Source organism: Paenibacillus sp. cl141a (genome assembly GCF_900109305.1).
GTDB lineage: Bacteria > Bacillota > Bacilli > Paenibacillales > Paenibacillaceae > Paenibacillus_AQ > Paenibacillus_AQ lautus_A.
In genome coordinates this window covers 367,825-386,618 of record NZ_FNZO01000005.1, presented here as the reverse complement: position 1 = coordinate 386,618, position 18,794 = coordinate 367,825, and the positions used below count along the sequence as shown (strand labels likewise).

The following is an 18,794-nucleotide window of genomic DNA, read 5'->3' as shown; positions in this document are numbered from 1 at the left end:
TAGGCCGTGAAAAGAAGAAAATGGCTGTACACGGTGCTTGCATGTACCGTAATAACGTGCATGGCTGCGGGCTTTCTGATCTATGTGAACCGGGGAGCGCCGGCGGTTGACGTCGCTGCGTACAGTGCTGCGGCGACCGAGACGGCGCAGGGCAGGGAGCTCTCCGCCCTGAACGATTTGACAGGTGGCGTGCCCGGCATGGATCTGGTAGCGGAAACGGAGGCGCTTGCGCTGTACTATCATCCGGACACGACCGAGGTTGCGGTGCGGGATAAGCGGAGCGATACGGTATGGTACAGCAATCCGCCAGACCGGATGGAGGATGGAATTGCTTCGCCTTTTGAAAAAGAAGTGCTGTCTTCGCAATTGACGCTGACGTTCCGGGATGGGATCGGCACGCTTGAGACCTATCCGAATTATACGTGGAGCGTGATGAACGGGAACTATACGGCGGAAGCCTTGGACAACGGCGTTCGCGTCACGTATACGCTGGGAGATGTCTCGCTCGGGATCGACGCCTTGCCGAAATACATTTCGCAGGACCGGCTGCAGGAGAAGGTGGTCAGCAAGCTGGATGCGTCATTGGCCAGATACGTGCAGGCCCGGTATTACCCCATGAAGGATAACCCTGCAATGCTGGAGCGCCTGGACGACCAGATCAAGAAGGAACTAGTGCTGAAAAAAATGCTTGGCGCGTTCGAGCAGGCCGGCTACACCGCGGAGGATCTTGCCTATGATAACGAAGCGGGCGGAGGAACGGCCGAAAGCGCCTCTTCGAAGCCGCAGTTCAAGATTCCGCTCGAATACCGGCTGGAAGAGGATTCGCTTGTCGTTACGATACCGCTTGACCAGGTAAAGGAAAGCGAGAGTCACCGCCTGCGCAGCGTGGAGCTGCTTCGCTATTTCGGCGCGGCGGGATCGAAGGCCGAGGGTTATATGCTGGTGCCGGACGGCAGCGGCAGCCTGATCCATCTGAATAACGGCAAAGTGAAGGAAGAACAGTACGTGCAGCGTATTTACGGCACCGATCCGAATCATAACAGCAGCAGCCGCGGACAGGTGGCCGAGCAGGCGAGGATGCCCGTGTTCGGCATGAAAAACGGGGACGGTGGCTGGTTTGCCGTCATTGAAGAAGGCGACGCCATCGCGAGCGTGTCCGCGGACATCGGCGGGAAGCAGAACTCGTACAATCATGTATTCAGCAGCTTTGCCGTGCGCGGCGAGGATATGCTGGAGCTTTACACCGGAAGTACGGTGCAGGAAATCCAGCTGTTGAATGACAAGCTGTACAACGGGAAGCTGTCCGTCAAATACCGTTTCCTGTCTGGCGAAGAGGCCAGCTACTCCGGCATGGCCCGCTTGTATCAGGAAACGCTTGCGAAGGAAAGCAAGCTGGTTCCCTTGGAAGAAGCGGAGGGCATTCCGTTCTATCTCGATATGCTGGGAAGCGTGGATAAACGGAGATCTTTTCTGGGCGTACCGTATGATGCCGTCGTCTCCATGACCACCTTCGAGCAGGCAGGCGAGATCGCCGCTCTTCTGCATGGCGAGGGCATCGCCAATCTCCGAATGCGTTACCTCGGCTGGTTTGGGCAAGGCGTCCATCACAAAACCCCGGTGAAGGTAAAGACGGACAGCGTTGTCGGAAACGCCGCCGAGTTGAAGGCATTGTCCAAGCAATTGCAGGCCGCCGGCGGCGGGCTGTATCCGGATGTTGCCTTCCAGCATGTCTACCATGACGATGGGGCGTTCACGCCGTCATCCGATGCCTCCCGTTTCGTGACCAGGGAGACGGCAGCGCTGCATCCGTATGACCGGAACACGAACCGGATGAACTCGTCTTACGGCACGTACAACCTGATGTCGCCGGCGAAGCTTCCCTATTACGTGGAACGGTTCACAGGGCAATATGAACGGTTTGGCATAGGGGCCGTGTCATTGCGGGACCTGGGCGATGTCCTGAGCTCCGATCACCGGGTGCAGCGGGTGGTTTTCCGAGAAACCGCGAAGTTTATCGTGACCGATCAGCTGAAAGCGCTGCACGAGGCATACCCGGATACGATGGTTTCCGGTGCTAATGCTTACAGCTGGCCATATGCGGGCCACGTGCTCGATGTCCCGACGTCGAGCAGCGGATTCGGGCTGACGGATGAAGCCGTGCCGTTTTATCAAATGGTCATTCACGGCTACCTGGATTATGCGGGAGCAGCCGTCAATAACCTGAATGAGCAACATTTGCGCAAAGCGCTCCTGCAGTCGCTGGAATTGGGAACGGCTCCGCATTTCCTATGGTCTTATGAACAAAGCTCGAAGCTGAAGTATACGCGTTTCGATGACATGTACTCCACGCATTACAAGGATTGGCTCGAAGAAGCCGTTTCCTTGTACCAAGAGCTGAACGAGGTGCTGGCGCCGATCCGGACGCAGCGAATGGTGGAGCATAAGCGGCATGAAGACGGCGTGGTGGAAGTAAGATACGAGAACGGCGCCTCGATTCTGATCAATTATACCGACCAAGCGGTTGATGTTAACGGGGTCCTGGTGGGACCGCAAAATTACGCTGTAGGTGGTGACCGGGCATGAAAATGAGATTGTCCCTGACTCAGAAAAGATCCATGCTCGGCCTCCTCTTCATCGCGCCATGGCTGATCGGCTTTATCTTTTTGTTTGCCGGGCCTCTGTTTCAGTCCATTTTGTTCAGCATCAGTAAATTGAACATCTCTCCCACGGGCTATGAGCTGGAGCCGGTAGGTTGGAGCAATTTCAACACCGCGCTGTTCGTGGACGCGAACTTCAACCGGATCTTGACGGAATCGATACTGGGCATGGTGGTGGACGTTCCGCTGATCTTGTTTTTCAGTCTGTTCTCGGCGGTTCTGCTGAATCAGAAATTCCGGGGGAGAGCCCTTGCGAGAGCGATCTTGTTCCTGCCGGTCATCCTGGCATCAGGCGCGATTTCGGCAGCGGAAACCTCGGGTCTGATCAATCTGGTCGGAAATGCGACGGTGGCGGAGGAGCTTGGGCAAGCCTCCGGGCAGTTCAACGTGCTATCGATGGTGCGTATCTTATCCGAGGCCGGATTTCCCATTACCGTAACCGAGTATATTATCGGGGCGGTCATGAGGATCTACGATATTATCAGCAGCTCGGGCGTGCAGATTCTGATCTTCCTTGCCGCCCTGCAGGCCGTCCCGGGCTCGATGTACGAGGTCGCCAAGATTGAAGGGGCTACCGCTTATGAATCGTTCTGGAAAATCACGTTTCCGATGGTGAGCCCGCTCATCCTGACAAATATGATTTATACCATCATCGATTCGTTCGCGGACAGCACCGTGACCCGAACGATTTATGAGACGGCCTTCAAAACGCAGAATTTCGGGCTCAGTGCCGCGATGGCGTGGCTGTATACCATCGTTATCAGCTTGCTGCTGGTGTTGATGGGAATCATCGTCTCAAGGAAAACCTTTTATCAAAACTAATGGCAAAGAGATTCCTGACTGACGGGTGCAGGAAAAAAGGAGGTCCTTATGGCATCGATTCGGGATCGCTCGGACGAAACGGCTCAGGAACGACTGAACCGGTTCAAGTACAAGGCGCTGCCGATTCTGTGGTCAGCGTTCCGTTATCTGCTGATCATCGGCATCACATTCATCATCATCTATCCGATCATCACCAAGTTCTCCGTCGCGTTCAAAGACAAACAGGATATTTATAACCCGACGATTTACATGATTCCGGTGCATTTCACATTGGATAATTTCAAAATCGTGCTTGACCTGCTGGATTACTGGCCGCTGCTGCTGAACACGATGATTTACGTATTCATCACAATGCTGCTGACCACGATGTCGACGGCTCTTGCCGGGTATGGCTTTGCCAGGTTCACCTTTCCGGGAAGCAATCTGCTGTTCGGCCTGGTGGTGCTGACGATCCTGATCCCGATGAGCACGCTGATGGTGCCGATGTATTTGCATTTCCGCAGCTTTGACATTCTGGGGCTGGTTCACTTGATCACCGGAAGGGAGGGCATCAACCTGCTGAACAGCTACTGGCCATCGATCATTACATCGGCCACGGCCACCGGGCTTAAGGCCGGACTGTTCATTTATATCTTCCGCCAATTTTTCCGGGGGCTGCCCAAGGAGATTGAGGAGGCGGCGCTAATTGACGGGGCAGGCGGGATTAAGACGTTTTTTGCGATCATGCTTCCCAATGCGATTCCGCCGCTCATTACGGTGACGCTGTTCTCGTTCGTCTGGCAGTATAACGACACCTTCTATACCTCGCTCTTTATGAGCGAACAATCCCTCATGCCGCTGAAGATCGCTTCGCTGCCGGCGGACGCCAACCAGTTTCTCCCGGCTCTGATGGGGCTCGGTTCATCGGCCAAGGCCGATCCGAACTATGTGGCACTTGTAGTGGATACGGGGATTTTGCTGGCCATTCTGCCGCTGATCGGATTGTATCTGTTCGTGCAGCGCCATTTTGTGGAGAGCGTGGAGCGTACGGGGGTTGTCGGGTAGAGGCTGCAGCAGGACAGGTGCAATCCCGAAGGAGGCGTATCGTGTCGCAGGACGGTTTTTGTGCTTGCTGGATAGGTATGCCGCAGGAATCGGGCTGTGCCATTGATGCGACGGATGGAGGAAAATCGTAGGATCTTTCATCCATTCGCAATTACAGGATAGGAGTGAATCGCATGACAAAAGCAAGCAGCAGCCGCTATGAGGTCCGGCCGGACTTGATCAACCCGTCCGCTTCGAATGAAGCGAAACGGTTAATGGGTTATCTGTGCAGCATTTACGGCAAGCGGATGCTGACCGGGCAGCAGATTGGCGTTGTGTCAACGCCGGAGTTCGAGATGATCCGCGAGGTCACGGGAAAATACCCGGCCGTCGGCGGGTTCGATTTCATGAATTACTCCCCGTCCCGGGTGGAGCGCGGAGCCGAGCGTCAAGATACGGATCTGGCGATGAAGTGGTGGGACCGCGGCGGGATCGTGACCTTCTGCTGGCATTGGAATGCCCCGAAGGATCTGATCGATTTGCCGCCGGACCGGACCTGGGGCCGAGGCTTTTATACCAATGCGACAACCTTTGATATCGCACGGGCGATGTCGGAGCCTTCATCGGAGGAGTACTGTCTAATCATCCGGGATATCGATGCGATCGCTGCCGAGCTCAAGCGTCTACAGGATGCCGGCATTCCGGTGCTGTGGAGACCGCTTCACGAGGCATCGGGCGGATGGTTCTGGTGGGGAGCCAAAGGCCTCGAGCCTTGCATCGCGCTTTGGAAGCTGATGTATGAGCGGATGACGCATCACCACGAATTGAACAATCTGATCTGGGTATGGAACGGGCAGCACAAGGATTGGTATCCTGGCGATTCCTACGTCGATATTATCGGGGAGGACATTTATCCGACTGCCCGGGATTACGGCTCGCAATTCGAGCGGTTCAACACCGCTGTATCGTATACGGATGCGGTTAAAATCATTGCGCTGACCGAGAACAGTGTCATACCCGACCCCGATCTCATGCAGGAGGACGGATGCCCGTGGGCATGGAATTGCACGTGGTATGGAAACTTTGTGTTCACAGGGGAAGGGAATAACCGAAGGTATTCAGAAGAGTATACGGATGAGTTGCAGCTGATCCGAACCTATCATCATCCGTTTACGGTCACGCTGGATGAACTTCCGGATCTGAAAGGCTGACGGCTTGATCTGCAAGGCATGCCGATTATAGGCCGCTGTCGCTCGCCAGGAAGCTGATCGTGGAGAACGAGATGATGTGCGGAAGAAATCACATCTGGTATGAAGTATGACCCGAACCGCATCAAAATCAATATATAAAGATGGAGAGAGACGATCATGAATTTTAACGTTATGACTTTAGATCAATGGAAATTCAAGGCTTGCGACGAATCCGAATGGCTTCCGGCCCAGGTGCCGGGCTGCGTTCATACCGACCTGCTGAAGAATGGCATCATCCCCGATCCCTTCTACGGGACGAATGAGCATGACCTGCAGTGGATCGATAAGAAGGATTGGGAATATGAGACGTCGTTTGATTTGGATTCGAATCTGAGCACCCAATCCCGCATCGAACTCGTATTCGACGGATTGGATACCTACGCGGACGTATTCGTGAACGGGGCGAAGGTGCTTTCCGCCGATAATATGTTTCGTTCATGGCGCATCGATGTGAAATCGCAGCTCAAGGATTCGGGAAATGTGATGAAGATCCGCTTCCGTTCCCCTATCCAGGAGGATCTGCCGAAGCTTGAGAAGCTCGGATATCCGCTGCCTGCTTCGAATGACCAGTCCGAGGTTGGCGGGATGGGCGACCGGAAAGTGAGTATTTTTGCCCGGAAAGCGCCTTATCATTATGGATGGGATTGGGGACCGCGTTTCGTGACCAGCGGGATCTGGCGGGAGGCCAGGCTCGAGGCTTGGTCCGGAGTCAGGCTGGATGATTTGTTTATTCGCCAGGATGAGGTTACGGCAGAGATGGCCAGGGTTACGGCCGTTGCCACCATTGCAGCGGAGCAAGCTTGGCAAGGCGTGCTTCGGGTAAGTGCGGGCGGCCAGACATGGGAACAGGATGTTCGGCTGGAAGAAGGCCGTCATTCGGTTGAATTGAGCCTTGCGCTTGCGGAGCCGAAGCTGTGGTGGTGCCGCGGCCTGGGCGAGGCCCATCTCTATTCGTTCCATGCCGAGCTGGCGGAAGCGGAACGGACCGTTGCGGAGAAAAAGGTTCGAACCGGTCTGCGCAGCGTCAAGCTGGTACGGGAGCAGGATAGCCGCGGCACATCCTTTTACTTCGAGCTCAACGGCACGCCTGTGTTTGCCAAGGGAGCGAACCATATCCCGAACGACAGCTTCATAACGGAAGTGACGGCGGAACGCTACCGCCATGAAATCGCGTCCGCAGCGGAGTCGAACATGAATATGCTGCGCGTATGGGGCGGCGGTATTTATGAAGAGGACGTCTTTTACGATCTGTGTGATGAATACGGGCTCATGGTATGGCAGGATTTCATGTTTGCTTGCAGCATGTATCCAGGCGACGAGGCGTTTCTGGAGAACGTGCGGCTGGAAGCGGAGGAGAACCTGGTCCGTCTGCGGAATCACCCGAGCATCGTGCTCTGGTGCGGCAACAACGAGATTGATTCCGCTTGGGCGCACTATGAAGAGAAGGGCGGCTGGGGCTGGAAGCAGGACTATACCGAGGAGCTCCGCGAAAAGCTCTGGAGCGACTACGAAAGGATATTCCACGAAATTCTTCCTGAGGCCGTAACCGGTTATGCTCCGGGAGCGGAGTATTGGCCTTCATCCCCGTTGGTATCACTCAGCCATGACAAGGAGCAGCATGCCAATCCTTCCACAACGAGCGGGGATATTCATTACTGGGGCGTGTGGCATAACACGGAGCCGTTTGATAACTATAACGTTTACGTCGGCCGATTTATGAGCGAATACGGGTTCCAGTCTTTCCCGGAACCGAAAACGGTGCGGACGTATGCGGAAGATCGCGATATGGAGCTGGAATCGAAGGTCATGCTGGCTCATCAGAAGAACGGAGCCGGCAACCGCTTGATCAAGAGTTACATGGATCAATATTATAACGAGCCGAAGGATTTCGAGGCGTTCCTGTACATGAGCCAGATCCAGCAGGCCGAAGCGATGAAGACGGCGATCGAAGCCCATCGCCGCAACAAGCCGTATTGCATGGGCACGCTGTATTGGCAGATGAACGACTGCTGGCCGGTCGCTTCTTGGGCAGGCATGGATTACCTCGGCAGATGGAAGGCGCTACAGTACGTGGCCAAGCGCTGCTTCCGAGATGTCAGTCTCTCGGTCGAATCCAAGGAACAGGAGATTCGGGTTCATCTCGTATCCGATATTTCAGAAGCGGTTCAGGGGACGCTGAAGGTTCAGTTATTCGATTTTAACGGAAAAGAGCTCTTTGGATCCGAGCAGCCGATCCGTGCGGAAGAGCAAGCGTCGCTCGTTGTATTCCGGGCTGCGGCCGATGAGCTGCTCCGCGGGCATGATCCATCCGAGGTCGTGCTGCTGGCGCAATGGCTTCAGGATGATGTCGCGGTTGACAGCAAAACATTCTATTTCGTGAATGACAAGCATCTTCGTCTGCACAGTCCGACCATCAGCGTAAAAGAAGTCGAAGGAAGCGATGGTACGGCGTTTGTGCTGGAGAGCAGCGTGCTTGCCCGCTACGCATGGCTGTCCGCCGAAGCGGAAGGCTTCTACAGCGATAACTTCTTTGACCTGATTCCGGGCATCCCGGTGACCGTATCCTTCAGCAGCCGAAATAACGGAGAGCAGGCATTTGTACCAGGCAAGCCGGGCCTGGCCGAGGTTCGGTCCATGGCCGATTGCATCGATCCGTCAATGGTGCTGACCGTGTAATTCATCCCTGCAATCATTGGCTAAAAGAGCCGCCCCTACAACCGATTCCGGTGCAGGGGCGGCTTTGTTTGTCTTTAACGGAGCCATGAATTTGATACTGAAACGGCAAACCATTTCTTTGTTGGCTTCATCATAAGCGGGGGATTCCGGGGGGGCGACACCTTGATCTCGATATACCTTTATTATGTGATAAAGGATATGCCAAGAGTTTCTGAAACAGGTCGAATGGGGGCGGATGTCAGCAAATAAAAAGAAGTCCGGTGCGCTGCTATCAGTTATTCTAGGTTTGTACACATCCTGTTGGACATGCTCATACCCATAAGCAAAACCCATAAGCAAAGATCGGGAAGGAGACGGATCATGAAAAAACAAGTTTTGTTCATTCATAGTGCCGGCCCCCAAGGCAACCGCCAAGGAAGCAGCGGCTTGATCGGCCATTTACAAGAACAGCTGGGTGAAGCTTATCATGTCTTATCTCCCGGCATGCCGGATCCGGATTACGCTCTGTGGAAAGCGCAGATTGCCAATGAAATCAAGGCATTGGATGGGGAGGTGCTGCTGGTAGGTCATTCCCTCGGCGGTTCCGTGCTACTGAAATATCTTTCGGAAGAAGACTGCCAGCTAACCGTCTCTGGACTGTTTTTGATCGCCGCCCCCTATTGGGGCAAAGACGATGATTGGCGGAGTGAAGATTTTAGATTGCCTGATTCTTTCGTCACCATGCTGCCTCGCATATCCAGTCTGTTCCTGTACCACAGCCGCCACGATCCCGTGGTGCCTTTCGCGCACGCTCAGCACTACGCGAAGCAACTCCCCCAAGCTGTCACCCGAGAATACGAGGGCGACGATCACTATTTCTGCGAGGGCTTGCCCGAGCTTGTAGATGATATCAAGCGCCTGTAATCCAAGGCATCAATCTTGGTAAGCCCCCCTGTATATGTTAATTACAGAGGGGCTTCCTCTCACTCCCCCCTCCCCAAAAAAAGGCGAGAGTAGCTGCGCCGCGGCTATCATTCGTCCCTTTTTATGGCTAATGTGAGATGTATCGAAACATGAGCTAACAACGGACTACTTAAGGTAGCGCTCCAGCGGAGAAGGCGGAATGATTCTGGAGAAGCGAAGCGGTCTCCTTTGCCCCCGGATTTTTACTTTGGCCCATTCATTCATAGAAATCTGGGGGCAACAGAGATCGGAAGAATCATCCGCATGCGGAGCGATGCAAAGAACTACCCGTTCCATTGCGCTGCTATTGGAGCAAGAAGTGGCGCATATAAACCTCGCATCAAAAAAGACGACATCAGCTTTTCGCTAATGTCGTCCTCTTTTTTACTTGCTCGCTTTATATGCGTTCAAGAATTCCTTCACCTTCGCCGGATCGGCTACCAGCTCGTTGCCGGTTTTGACGATTGGGCTGACGGTGGAGTAGGCTTTGATTTTGTTGTTGTTGTAGTAGGCCAGGATTTCATCCTGGTTGATCGAGTAGAGCACCGCTCTTCTCAGATCGTCGCTTGTTGCCACATCACGGTTCTTCGTGTTGAACAGCAGGTAGGATACGGCGTTGCTTTCGATCGTTTGCAGCTTCAGCTTGCTGTCGCCTTTCACTACGTCGTATTTCGTTTCCGGCACGCCGTAGTACAGGTGGATTTCGCCGCTGCGCAGTGCGGAGAGCGTGCTGTCCGCATCTTTGATAAAGCGTACTTTCACTTGCTCGATTTTCGGTTCATGCTCCGTGCCCTTCATGTAGCCAGGGTTTTTGAAGAAGGTGGCTTCATAGTCATTCTTGGAAGACAGGATATACGGACCGCTCGCATACAGCGTGTTGTTGTATTTATCGCCTTCGGTTACCGTGTTTTGGTCGCCGTAAGGAATGTCTTTGTTCACGTCGAATTTCTCAACGTCATACGTGTTGATGGATTCAACTTGCTTCTTCGATACGATACCGGCCGATTGGTGAGCCAGGTAGTTCAATACTTGCGGGAACGGCTCGGTTGTCGTCAATTTAATGACTTGGTACTTACCGTCTTTGGTGCTTGCTTGATTCTTGTCGCCCACGAGGGAAGCGATCTTGGTATCCAAGCCGGCTTCCAGCGCTTCCTTGACGCTTTCGCTGCCGCCAGAAACCTTGGTGTTTTCCAGTGCGCTCAGGTCGGTTACGGCTTCAACGGTGTTGATGTGCTCGTGAAGCGTGTAGGTACGATGATCAGGCACCGAATTTTTGTCTTTCGCTCTGTTCATGGAGAAGATGACATCGTCCGCGCCTACGCGCTCGCCAGAATCTTCTGCTTTTTTATTCGTGATTTTTGCAAAGTTAATGTCGTCTCTAAGAATGAAGTAGTACTCCGAGTTGCCTTCGCCGATGGCATGGTTATAAGACAGCGAGCCTTCGGACGTGATCTTGTCATCGTCGGTCAGGTTGATCAGACGTACGTTCATGTTGGTGTTGATGATGTTGATGGAACCGTCGTTGCCCTTGATCGGGTCAAGCGAAGTCAGTTCAGAGATTGATTGGGACAGAATCAGCGGCTGCGTCGCACGCTTGGATTGGTCTTTGAAATCAACGGCTTCCCAAGGCAGGGAACGGGATTTCGAAAGACGAACGGAATTCTCATCCAGGACATCCTTGTTGAACGCTTGGCTCTTCAGGGAAATGTACAATGGAGCAATGTAAGCTTTGTCCGTTACCAGACGTTGTTCCAGCTGCTTGTAAGTCTGAGCGGCGTCTTCCGGCGTTTGCGTGGCCGCTTGGTCGATCAGCTTGTCCACTTCCTCGTCGGACATAATGCTGTAGTCGCCGCCGGTTTTGAAGAGGGAACGAACGGCATAGTCGGGGTTACCCGTGACGGTTGTCCAGCTCGACAGCGCGATGTCGTAATTGCCGGCATCCTGCTGTGCCTTGAAGCTGCCGTAGTCCGGCTGCAGATTCAGCTTCACGTTGAAGCCGTTCTTGGTGAGCTGGTCGCGAATGATGTTGACATCGGATTCGTTAGAGCTCATGCCAAGCAGCTCAATATTAACAGCGGATGTGTCTGTAGCTGTATCCGCTGGTTCTTGCTGATTTTGCTGTGCATCATCTTTGGTTGTTACGTTGCATCCGGCCAGTACGATGACTAGCGAGAGGAACAATAACAGCAAGGAACTTTTTTTCATTGGTGATACCCTCCTGAGTTGTATATATATAAAATATTTTTTGAAACCAACGTTAGTGTGCCGGCACGAAATGCCTTAATCCAGCTTTGGATCGAGCGCATCCCGCAGTCCGTCGCCCAGAAAGTTGAAGGACAGGACAAGCGCGATGATGGCCAGACCCGGATAAATCGCCAGGTACGAATGCGTCTCAAGGTACGTGCTTCCGATTTTCAGGATATTCCCCCATTCCGGGATATGCGGCTCGACGCCGAGACCCAGATAACTCAAGCTGCTCGTCGAAATGACGGCTGCACCAATGGTTAACGTCGATTTGACGATCATGGGCGCAAGCGAGTTGGGAACGATATGCTTGAAAATGATCGAAAAATTGCTCGAGCCGAAAGCTCTGGCCGCATCGACGTACTCAAAGGTGGAAACCAGGAGCACATTCGCCCTCATGGTTCTTGCATAAGTCGGTATAGCCCCTACGCTGAGCGCCAGAATGAGGTTGACGGTATTGGCTCCGAATGCGGCAATGATCGCAATGGCGAGCAGGATGCCCGGAATGGCGTACAGCACGTCCAGCAATCGCATGATGACGTTGTCGGTATGGCGGCCATAGTAGCCGGAGACGGCACCGAGAATGCCACCGATGACAACCGGAATCGCCGTAGAAGCGAATCCGACGATCAGCGAGATGCGGGCCCCGAATACGATCCGGGAGAACAAATCCCGGCCGAAGTTGTCCGTACCGAACGGGTACGCCAGGCTTGGCGGCTGCAGGATGGCGCTGTAGTTGTTATCGATCGCAATGCTGTAATCGAAGGTAAACAGACTGGTCACCGACAGGCAGAACAGGAAGATGACGAAGAACAGTCCGGACATGGCCGTCGAATTGGCAGTAAGCTTTACCCATACGTCGCCCCAGCGGGTCATCGCGGGATTGCCGTTCTTGCGGATCTTCGCAAGCAGGTTGATGCCGAGCACCAAAGCAAAAATATTGCCCGTTGCCGCAGTCAGAATGATCGGAAAAGCAAGCCAGGTCAATGCCGGATGGGCATAATTCGATTTTACGTACCTGGCAACGAGGATAAGCGCAATCAGCTGAACGACGGCTATAACCAGAAGCACGGCCATGGCCGGCAGGAACGTATTCGAGACGTAAGGCTTGAACAGATTCAGCGCCGATATCGCGATGGCAAACAGCTGGGTTAACAGCATGTAAACGGCAATCGTATATTCGGGAGGCTTCTGTTTTTTGATCAGATTGAAACCGAACGTGACGGTAAACAGATTCCCCGTAACGATGCTCAGCAGCTGAACGTAACCCAGGATCCTGGTCGAGCGCCGGATTTCTCCGTCCCTTTGAAGATCCCTTCGGATCAGCAGCGTAATGATGATCTGTATGATCGTAAACAGTGCATATGCCGCAAAGGCGGCGAACACCCACGGTTTGATGGTTCCCCCAGTGAAATCAAAGCTGTTCAGAAGCAGGATCACCGTTAAGGTCAGAGAGATAACCCATGTGAAGCTGGCTTGACTGTACTCGTGTGAGGATTTCAGCTGGTGTTTGGTTTCTGGTTTGGAAAGAAGCTTCTTAATCATGAGTACACCTGCTTTAGTATTGTTTCATCTTGGACCTGATCCGTGGATCGAAGAATGCATATAAGATATCAATGATGACGTTCACGAGCGATATGGTGATAGCGGTGTAAACCACGCCGCCCATGATGGCCGGGATGTCAGGAATAAATTGTTTATCCACGATGTAGCTGCCGATACCGCTGATGTTGAACACCTTCTCCGTAACGGCGGACCCGCCGAGCATCCCGCCGAACTGAAGTCCGATGACGGTAATGATCGGAATGATGGCATTGCGGACAGCATGCTTCATCAGAATGGTGCGCTTGCCGAGCCCCTTCGCTCTGGCTGTGATCATATAATCTTCATTAATGACTTCCAGCGTGGAGGAGCGCGTCATTCGGGCCACCGAAGCGGTAAGTCCCGTCCCGAGCACGATCACCGGCATGATCATGGACAGCCAGTTCTCCGGATTGAAGGTGGCGGGCAGCCACTGCAGCTTGATCGAGAAATTCAGAATGAAGATCAGTCCCTGCCAGAAGTTCGGAATGGACAGCCCGATCAGCGCGATGAACATAAACGTATAGTCAAAGAACGAATTCGGTCTCGTGGCCGAGATAATCCCGATCGGCAATGCGATCGCAATCGCGATGATCAACGAAATGACCGTAAGCGTCAGCGTGATCGGAAACTTTCTGGCGATGCTGGAGGTAATCTCTTCGTTGCCCGAGAAGGATTTGCCGAGATCGAAATATGCGATGCCTTTAATGTTGTTCCATAGCTGCGTCAGATAGCCCTGATCGAGTCCGTGCATTTTGTTGAAAGCCGCGATCTGTTCCGGCGTTGCCGTCTCGCCCAATATGTTGGCCGCGGGGTTAAACGGCGATAAGTGAAGAATCGTAAAGACGAGCACCGCTACGCCAAAGATAACGAATACCGTCATCACGAGTCTCTCCAAGATATATTTCAGATAGGGATTGCTGTACAAAAAAATAAGGATGTACATCAGCAAGCCCGGAATAAGTGATATAATGAAGAACAACGGGTTCTCGATGAGAGAACCGAAGGTATCGGCCAAAGTCAGCCGTTTGCGATTGTTCAGCTTCAGGTCCTTGGCGGTCCGATCCTTGAGGACTTCACGGAACCTTGCCTCTGCGATCTTGTCGACTTCCTGCTTGAGCTGAGCCTCGCTGATGGTTTGCTTGAAAAACTCATGCTTGCGTTTCTGCTGCTCCATCATCTCGGAGCGAAGGGCCTCCAGATATCCGGCGGCCAGCATCTCGCTGCGTATGCGGTTCTCAGCCGCCGCGTAGTCATCCTTCTTTCGCTGGACCATATAAAATAGGAAGACCACGAGATTCACGGGCGCTCCCAATAATAATAGTAAGTATCTATAAGAAGGATTCAGAAGGATCTTACTGTATGTGTTGCTTATCGAACTTATGAGTCTGTTTGGTCTTGCTGCTTCTGTCCCCCCCATAAGGTGCCTTTCCTCCTTGTTTCAAATTGCATTATTCCGAGTGATATAGTATATTTTATTTTAGCCTATTTTAAAAGTCAATAGATTATAAGAGTTGTAGAGTATATTACTTTAATGACATAAGCATAATGGCAGGTGAGCAGAGTTGGAACCGATATTGCAGGTTAAAAATTTGAGCGTGGCCTTTCAATCCCGTGATTCAGAATTTCACGCGGTGCGTGGGGTCAGCTTTGAAGTGAAGAAAGGGGAGACTCTCGGAATCGTTGGAGAATCCGGGAGCGGCAAGAGCGTCACGGCACGCTCGATCATGCGGCTGCTGCCTTCCCCGCCTTCTTATATGAAGGATGGAGAGATTCTGTTCCTTGGCCAGAACCTGGCCGAGAAAACCGAGAAGGAGATGGAGAGCATCCGGGGACGCGATATCGGAATGATTTTTCAAGACCCGATGACCTCGCTGAATCCGACCATCCGCATCGGGGAACAAATATCGGAAAGTCTGGTCAAACACCAGAAGCTGTCCAAGCAGGAAGCGAAGCAGCAGGCGCTTGAAATGCTCAAGCTGGTCGGCATCCCGAACAGCGAAGCGCGGTATAATCAATACCCGCACGAGTTCTCGGGCGGCATGCGGCAGCGGGTGATGATCGCCATCGCCCTGGCGTGCCGACCTGCGCTGCTGATTGCGGACGAGCCGACGACGGCGCTTGACGTAACGATTCAGGCCCAAATCCTCAATCTGATGAAAAATATGCAGGAGCGCTTCGGTTCCTCCATTATATTGATCACGCACGACCTCGGCGTTGTGGCAGGCATGTGCGACCGCGTGGCCGTAATGAAAGACGGCGTGATCGTGGAGACGGGAACGACGGAGGAAATCTTCGAGAATCCTCAGCATCCCTATACCTTGAAGCTGTTAAACGCGCTACCGCGCCTCGACGAGAAGAAGAAAGCGAAGCCGGCGCCGATCATCGTGCCAAGCACGGATTACAAAGGACCGCTGTTAGAGGTGAAATCCCTGAAGCAGTATTTTGATATGGGCAAAGGGAATGTGCTTAAAGCGGTGAATGATATCAGCTTTCATATTCAGGCGGGGGAGACCCTCGGGGTCGTCGGCGAATCCGGAAGCGGAAAATCAACGACGGGACGAGCCATCCTTCGACTTCATCAGCCGACGGGCGGAGAAGTGCTGTATCAGGGGATGTCCGTGAATCGCCTCTCCCCTTCGGAAATGAAGGCCATGCGGCGCCATATGCAGATGATCTTCCAGGATCCGTATGCTTCGCTGAATCCCAGATTGAAGGTCGTGGACATTATCGGCGAAGCGCTGGATGTCCATAAGTTAACCGGCAGCAAGCAGGAGCGGAAGAAGCGGGTCGAGGAGCTGCTGGATATGGTCGGACTGGATCCGGCTTATGCGACGCGCTACCCGCACGAGTTCTCTGGCGGCCAGCGCCAGCGGATCGGGATTGCGCGGGCGCTGGCGGTAGAGCCGAAATTCATCGTGTGTGATGAGCCGCTCTCCGCGCTCGACGTGTCGATCCAATCGCAGATCGTGAAGCTGCTGGAGGAGCTGCAGCACCGTCTGGGCTTGACCTATCTGTTCATTGCGCACGACCTGTCGATGGTGAAGCATATCAGCGACCGCGTTGCCGTTATGTATATGGGCAAAATCGTCGAACTCGCGGAAAGCGAGGAGCTCTACGCCAATCCGCAGCATGATTATACGAAGTCTTTGCTCGCGGCGATTCCGGTGCCCGATCCGAAGATCGAATCCAAGAAGAAACGGATCCTGCTGGAAGAACGCACCGGAGAGGACAAATATAATCTGGAGCATTCCGAGCTTGTGGAAGTATCAGAAGGCCACTGGGTGGCCATGCCGACCGGAGCCTAATCGTATAATAGAACCTGTTCCGACCGGAGTCGGGGCAGGTTTTTTTATTCAAAAAAAATCGATCCGATTCGGCGATTTGCAGGGTTCATAAAAAGGAATTGAGCCCTGCACGGCAAATATTTAAATGTTAGGAAGCGTTCTCACGATACATGAGCCTGCGAATTTCCAAGTGTACGCACAATAGCAACATACCGATGAGGAGGAAGTGGAATGAATCGTTTGCAGCAAGGGGATGTCGTATTATTTCAAGGGGACAGCATTACGGATTGCGGTCGCGACCGCAACTTTTCCGGCAGCTTGGGGAACGGCTACCCGCTATTGATCGACTCGTTGTTCGGCATGAAATTTCCTGAGTTGAACGTTACCTTTTTGAATAGAGGGATCAGCGGAAACCGGGTCGTCGACTTGAATAACAGATGGCAGGAGGATTGCCTGGACCTGAAGCCGGACTGGGTATCCATCTATATCGGAATCAACGACACTTGGCGCCGATATGACAGCGGGGACCCGACAAGCACCGAGGATTATAAAGCCGGGTACCGCAGATTGATCGAACGGACGAAAGAAGCGCTGGACGCCAAGCTGATTTTGGTAGAGCCGTTCGTGCTGCCTCATCCGGAGGATCGGAGAGCCTGGCGCGAGGATCTGGATCCGAAAATCGCGGCGGTCCGCGAATTGGCGGTGGAATACGGAGCCCTGCTGGTGCCGCTGGACGGATTGTTCGCTGCGGCGTCGGTGCGGCGCGAAGCTGCATTCTGGGCGCCGGACGGCGTGCATCCGTCACCGGCCGGACACGGCCTGATCGCGAAGGCCTGGCTCGAAACGATGGGCGTTTCTTTAGGGTAACGCTTAACGGTTGGTCTTAGAGCTGAAGCTGGATGTCACAAACGCTGGATGCACGGGATCCGTGTGCTCCTAATGGAAAGAGCTCGGGCGCGAATGTCGCGCCCGAGCTCTTTTTTTATATGAGAACGGCAATAGGTATGAAATATGGGTTCGTGGCTGCCGATACAATTAGAAATGTTAGAAATCACTTTCATTTTTTTTGCGTATGTGGTGTAATGCATTAAAGCGAAAAAATAATGGTTGACGCCTCTTTTTAAATCCTATAGGATTACTTGTATTAATTAATATTCGTCTTTTTTACGGAAAACAGGGGGAGAGAGAACATGAAAGCCATGAAACATGTAAGGAAATTATCGGCGCTGGCGCTGGCGTTTGTGATCGTATTGACCGGATGCGCCGAATCGGGCAGCGGCGGCGGCAGCGGGGCGGGCAATCTGGCGGACAAGGTCGAGAACCTGCCGGCAGGCATTGCCGAGAAGGATCCGGTGAAATTGATGGTCGTCCGGAAAATCGGCGGCGATGACCACACGGCTCAATTTTTGGCAGGGGCGAAGCAGGAAGGCGAGGCTCTCGGGTTTAAGGTGGATACCTTCTCGGCGAACGGGGATTCCGCCAAATTCCACGATGCGATCGCGCAAGCTATGGACAGCGACTACGATGGATTTATCATATCGCATGGCGACGATCCTGCGTCGGTTCAGGACGTGAAGAAGATTACCGAAAAGGGAATTCCGGTCGTCACCTTCGACTCCTTGCCGGAGATCGGTGACATTGCTGGGGTGACCCAGACATCGCAAGATGACGAGCAGCTCGCGAAGCTGGCGTTGGACAAGCTGATTGAAGAGCAAGGGCCGGAAGCCAACATCGTTTACCTCTGGGTAGACGGATTCCCGCCGATGGTGCGTCGTAATGCCGTATACCAGGAAACGCTGAAGAACAACCCGGGCATCAAGGAAGTGGAGCGTTTCGGCGTAGCGAGTGACCAGACTTCCTTGGAAACGCAAAATGCGGTATCCGCTATCCTGACGAAATATCCGAAGGGCGAAATCGATGCAATCTTCGCAACCTGGGATGCTTTCGCCATCGGCGCGGCCAGAGCGCTGGAGGAAGCAGGACGCAGCGAGGTTAAGATTTACGGCATCGACGTATCCAACGCGGACCTGGAGCTGATCCAGAAACCGGACAGCCCTTGGGTGGCTACCGCAGCCGTCGATCCGAAAATGATCGGCGCCATCAACGTTCGTTTGCTGGCTAAGAAGATTGCAGGGGAAGAAACACCTGCTACGTATAATCTGGAGCCTGTATTGATCGAGCGCTCCGGCCTTGAAGGGGCTTCTGAAGCGGTCAACATGGTCAACCTGGCGGAGATTATTCCGAGCTGGGGAACAAGCACGGAATTCGAAGAGGACTGGATGAAGGCATTGAAAGAAGCAGTCGGCAAATAA

General features: G+C 53.4%; 13 protein-coding genes. 9 read left to right on the top strand and 4 right to left on the bottom strand.

Translation table 11 applies throughout. The annotated features are described in order from the left end of the window. Positions 1 to 6 precede the first annotated feature (6 nt). From BMX45_RS17020 to BMX45_RS17000, 5 genes are all read left to right on the top strand, one after another. Entirely contained in the window at positions 7 to 2,583 is a 2,577-nt protein-coding gene (locus BMX45_RS17020) for a DUF5696 domain-containing protein (RefSeq protein WP_090910703.1), read from the top strand. Then, positions 2,580 to 3,479, top strand: a complete 900-nt coding sequence (locus BMX45_RS17015; RefSeq protein ID WP_090910702.1) for a carbohydrate ABC transporter permease — start codon at positions 2,580 to 2,582, stop codon at positions 3,477 to 3,479. The genes BMX45_RS17020 and BMX45_RS17015 overlap by 4 nt, the downstream gene beginning before the upstream one ends. A gap of 48 nt (positions 3,480 to 3,527) precedes the next feature. Then, positions 3,528 to 4,523 carry a carbohydrate ABC transporter permease gene (locus BMX45_RS17010; protein WP_090910701.1) on the top strand — a complete coding sequence of 332 codons (996 nt, stop codon included), beginning with the start codon at positions 3,528 to 3,530 and terminating at the stop codon, positions 4,521 to 4,523. Between the two features lie 173 nt (positions 4,524 to 4,696). Continuing rightward, positions 4,697 to 5,713: a glycosyl hydrolase gene (locus tag BMX45_RS17005; RefSeq protein ID WP_090910700.1), complete on the top strand. Its 1,017-nt coding sequence runs from the start codon at positions 4,697 to 4,699 to the stop codon at positions 5,711 to 5,713. A gap of 156 nt (positions 5,714 to 5,869) precedes the next feature. Then, positions 5,870 to 8,428 carry a beta-mannosidase gene (locus tag BMX45_RS17000; RefSeq protein ID WP_090910699.1) on the top strand — a complete coding sequence of 853 codons (2,559 nt, stop codon included), beginning with the start codon at positions 5,870 to 5,872 and terminating at the stop codon, positions 8,426 to 8,428. Here BMX45_RS17000 and BMX45_RS16995 read toward each other — a convergent pair. After that, positions 8,408 to 8,815 (bottom strand): hypothetical protein, encoded by a 408-nt coding sequence (locus BMX45_RS16995; protein WP_090910698.1) that lies wholly within the window; start codon positions 8,813 to 8,815, stop codon positions 8,408 to 8,410. The genes BMX45_RS17000 and BMX45_RS16995 overlap by 21 nt on opposite strands. Between BMX45_RS16995 and BMX45_RS16990 the strand changes: the two genes are divergently transcribed. Beyond that, complete coding sequence (locus BMX45_RS16990) at positions 8,789 to 9,331, top strand: alpha/beta fold hydrolase (RefSeq protein WP_090910697.1); 543 nt, start codon at positions 8,789 to 8,791, stop codon at positions 9,329 to 9,331. The genes BMX45_RS16995 and BMX45_RS16990 overlap by 27 nt on opposite strands. 423 nt (positions 9,332 to 9,754) lie before the next feature. On the opposite strand, the gene BMX45_RS16985 is transcribed toward BMX45_RS16990, so the two are convergent. The 3 genes from BMX45_RS16985 to BMX45_RS16975 form a co-directional block, all read right to left on the bottom strand. Further along, positions 9,755 to 11,575 carry an ABC transporter substrate-binding protein gene (locus BMX45_RS16985; protein ID WP_090910696.1) on the bottom strand — a complete coding sequence of 607 codons (1,821 nt, stop codon included), beginning with the start codon at positions 11,573 to 11,575 and terminating at the stop codon, positions 9,755 to 9,757. 75 nt (positions 11,576 to 11,650) lie between these two features. Further along, entirely contained in the window at positions 11,651 to 13,159 is a 1,509-nt protein-coding gene (locus tag BMX45_RS16980) for an ABC transporter permease (RefSeq protein ID WP_090910695.1), read from the bottom strand. Positions 13,160 to 13,172: 13 nt separating this feature from the next. Continuing rightward, positions 13,173 to 14,615 carry an ABC transporter permease gene (locus BMX45_RS16975; protein WP_090910694.1) on the bottom strand — a complete coding sequence of 481 codons (1,443 nt, stop codon included), beginning with the start codon at positions 14,613 to 14,615 and terminating at the stop codon, positions 13,173 to 13,175. A 145-nt stretch (positions 14,616 to 14,760) separates the two neighbouring features. Between BMX45_RS16975 and BMX45_RS16970 the strand changes: the two genes are divergently transcribed. The 3 genes from BMX45_RS16970 to BMX45_RS16960 all read left to right on the top strand — a co-directional run bounded on the left by BMX45_RS16970 (position 14,761) and on the right by BMX45_RS16960 (position 18,794). Next, positions 14,761 to 16,503, top strand: coding sequence for an ABC transporter ATP-binding protein (locus BMX45_RS16970; RefSeq protein ID WP_090910693.1), 1,743 nt, complete (start codon positions 14,761 to 14,763; stop codon positions 16,501 to 16,503). Positions 16,504 to 16,713: 210 nt separating this feature from the next. Beyond that, complete coding sequence (locus BMX45_RS16965) at positions 16,714 to 17,349, top strand: SGNH/GDSL hydrolase family protein (RefSeq protein ID WP_090910692.1); 636 nt, start codon at positions 16,714 to 16,716, stop codon at positions 17,347 to 17,349. Between the two features lie 323 nt (positions 17,350 to 17,672). After that, positions 17,673 to 18,794: a sugar ABC transporter substrate-binding protein gene (locus tag BMX45_RS16960; protein ID WP_090910691.1), complete on the top strand. Its 1,122-nt coding sequence runs from the start codon at positions 17,673 to 17,675 to the stop codon at positions 18,792 to 18,794.

Bases quoted from the DNA above. Each gene is read 5' to 3' on its own strand.
- BMX45_RS17015 (WP_090910702.1), top strand. From the start codon at position 2,580: ATGAAAATGAGATTGTCCCTGACTCAGAAAAGATCCATGCTCGGCCTC.
- BMX45_RS17010 (WP_090910701.1), top strand. From the start codon at position 3,528: ATGGCATCGATTCGGGATCGCTCGGACGAAACGGCTCAGGAACGACTG.
- BMX45_RS17005 (WP_090910700.1), top strand. From the start codon at position 4,697: ATGACAAAAGCAAGCAGCAGCCGCTATGAGGTCCGGCCGGACTTGATC.
- BMX45_RS17000 (WP_090910699.1), top strand. From the start codon at position 5,870: ATGAATTTTAACGTTATGACTTTAGATCAATGGAAATTCAAGGCTTGC.
- BMX45_RS16990 (WP_090910697.1), top strand. From the start codon at position 8,789: ATGAAAAAACAAGTTTTGTTCATTCATAGTGCCGGCCCCCAAGGCAAC.
- BMX45_RS16995 (WP_090910698.1), bottom strand. From the start codon at position 8,815: ATGAATGAACAAAACTTGTTTTTTCATGATCCGTCTCCTTCCCGATCT.
- BMX45_RS16985 (WP_090910696.1), bottom strand. From the start codon at position 11,575: ATGAAAAAAAGTTCCTTGCTGTTATTGTTCCTCTCGCTAGTCATCGTA.
- BMX45_RS16980 (WP_090910695.1), bottom strand. From the start codon at position 13,159: ATGATTAAGAAGCTTCTTTCCAAACCAGAAACCAAACACCAGCTGAAA.
- BMX45_RS16975 (WP_090910694.1), bottom strand. From the start codon at position 14,615: ATGGGGGGGACAGAAGCAGCAAGACCAAACAGACTCATAAGTTCGATA.
- BMX45_RS16965 (WP_090910692.1), top strand. From the start codon at position 16,714: ATGAATCGTTTGCAGCAAGGGGATGTCGTATTATTTCAAGGGGACAGC.
- BMX45_RS16960 (WP_090910691.1), top strand. From the start codon at position 17,673: ATGAAAGCCATGAAACATGTAAGGAAATTATCGGCGCTGGCGCTGGCG.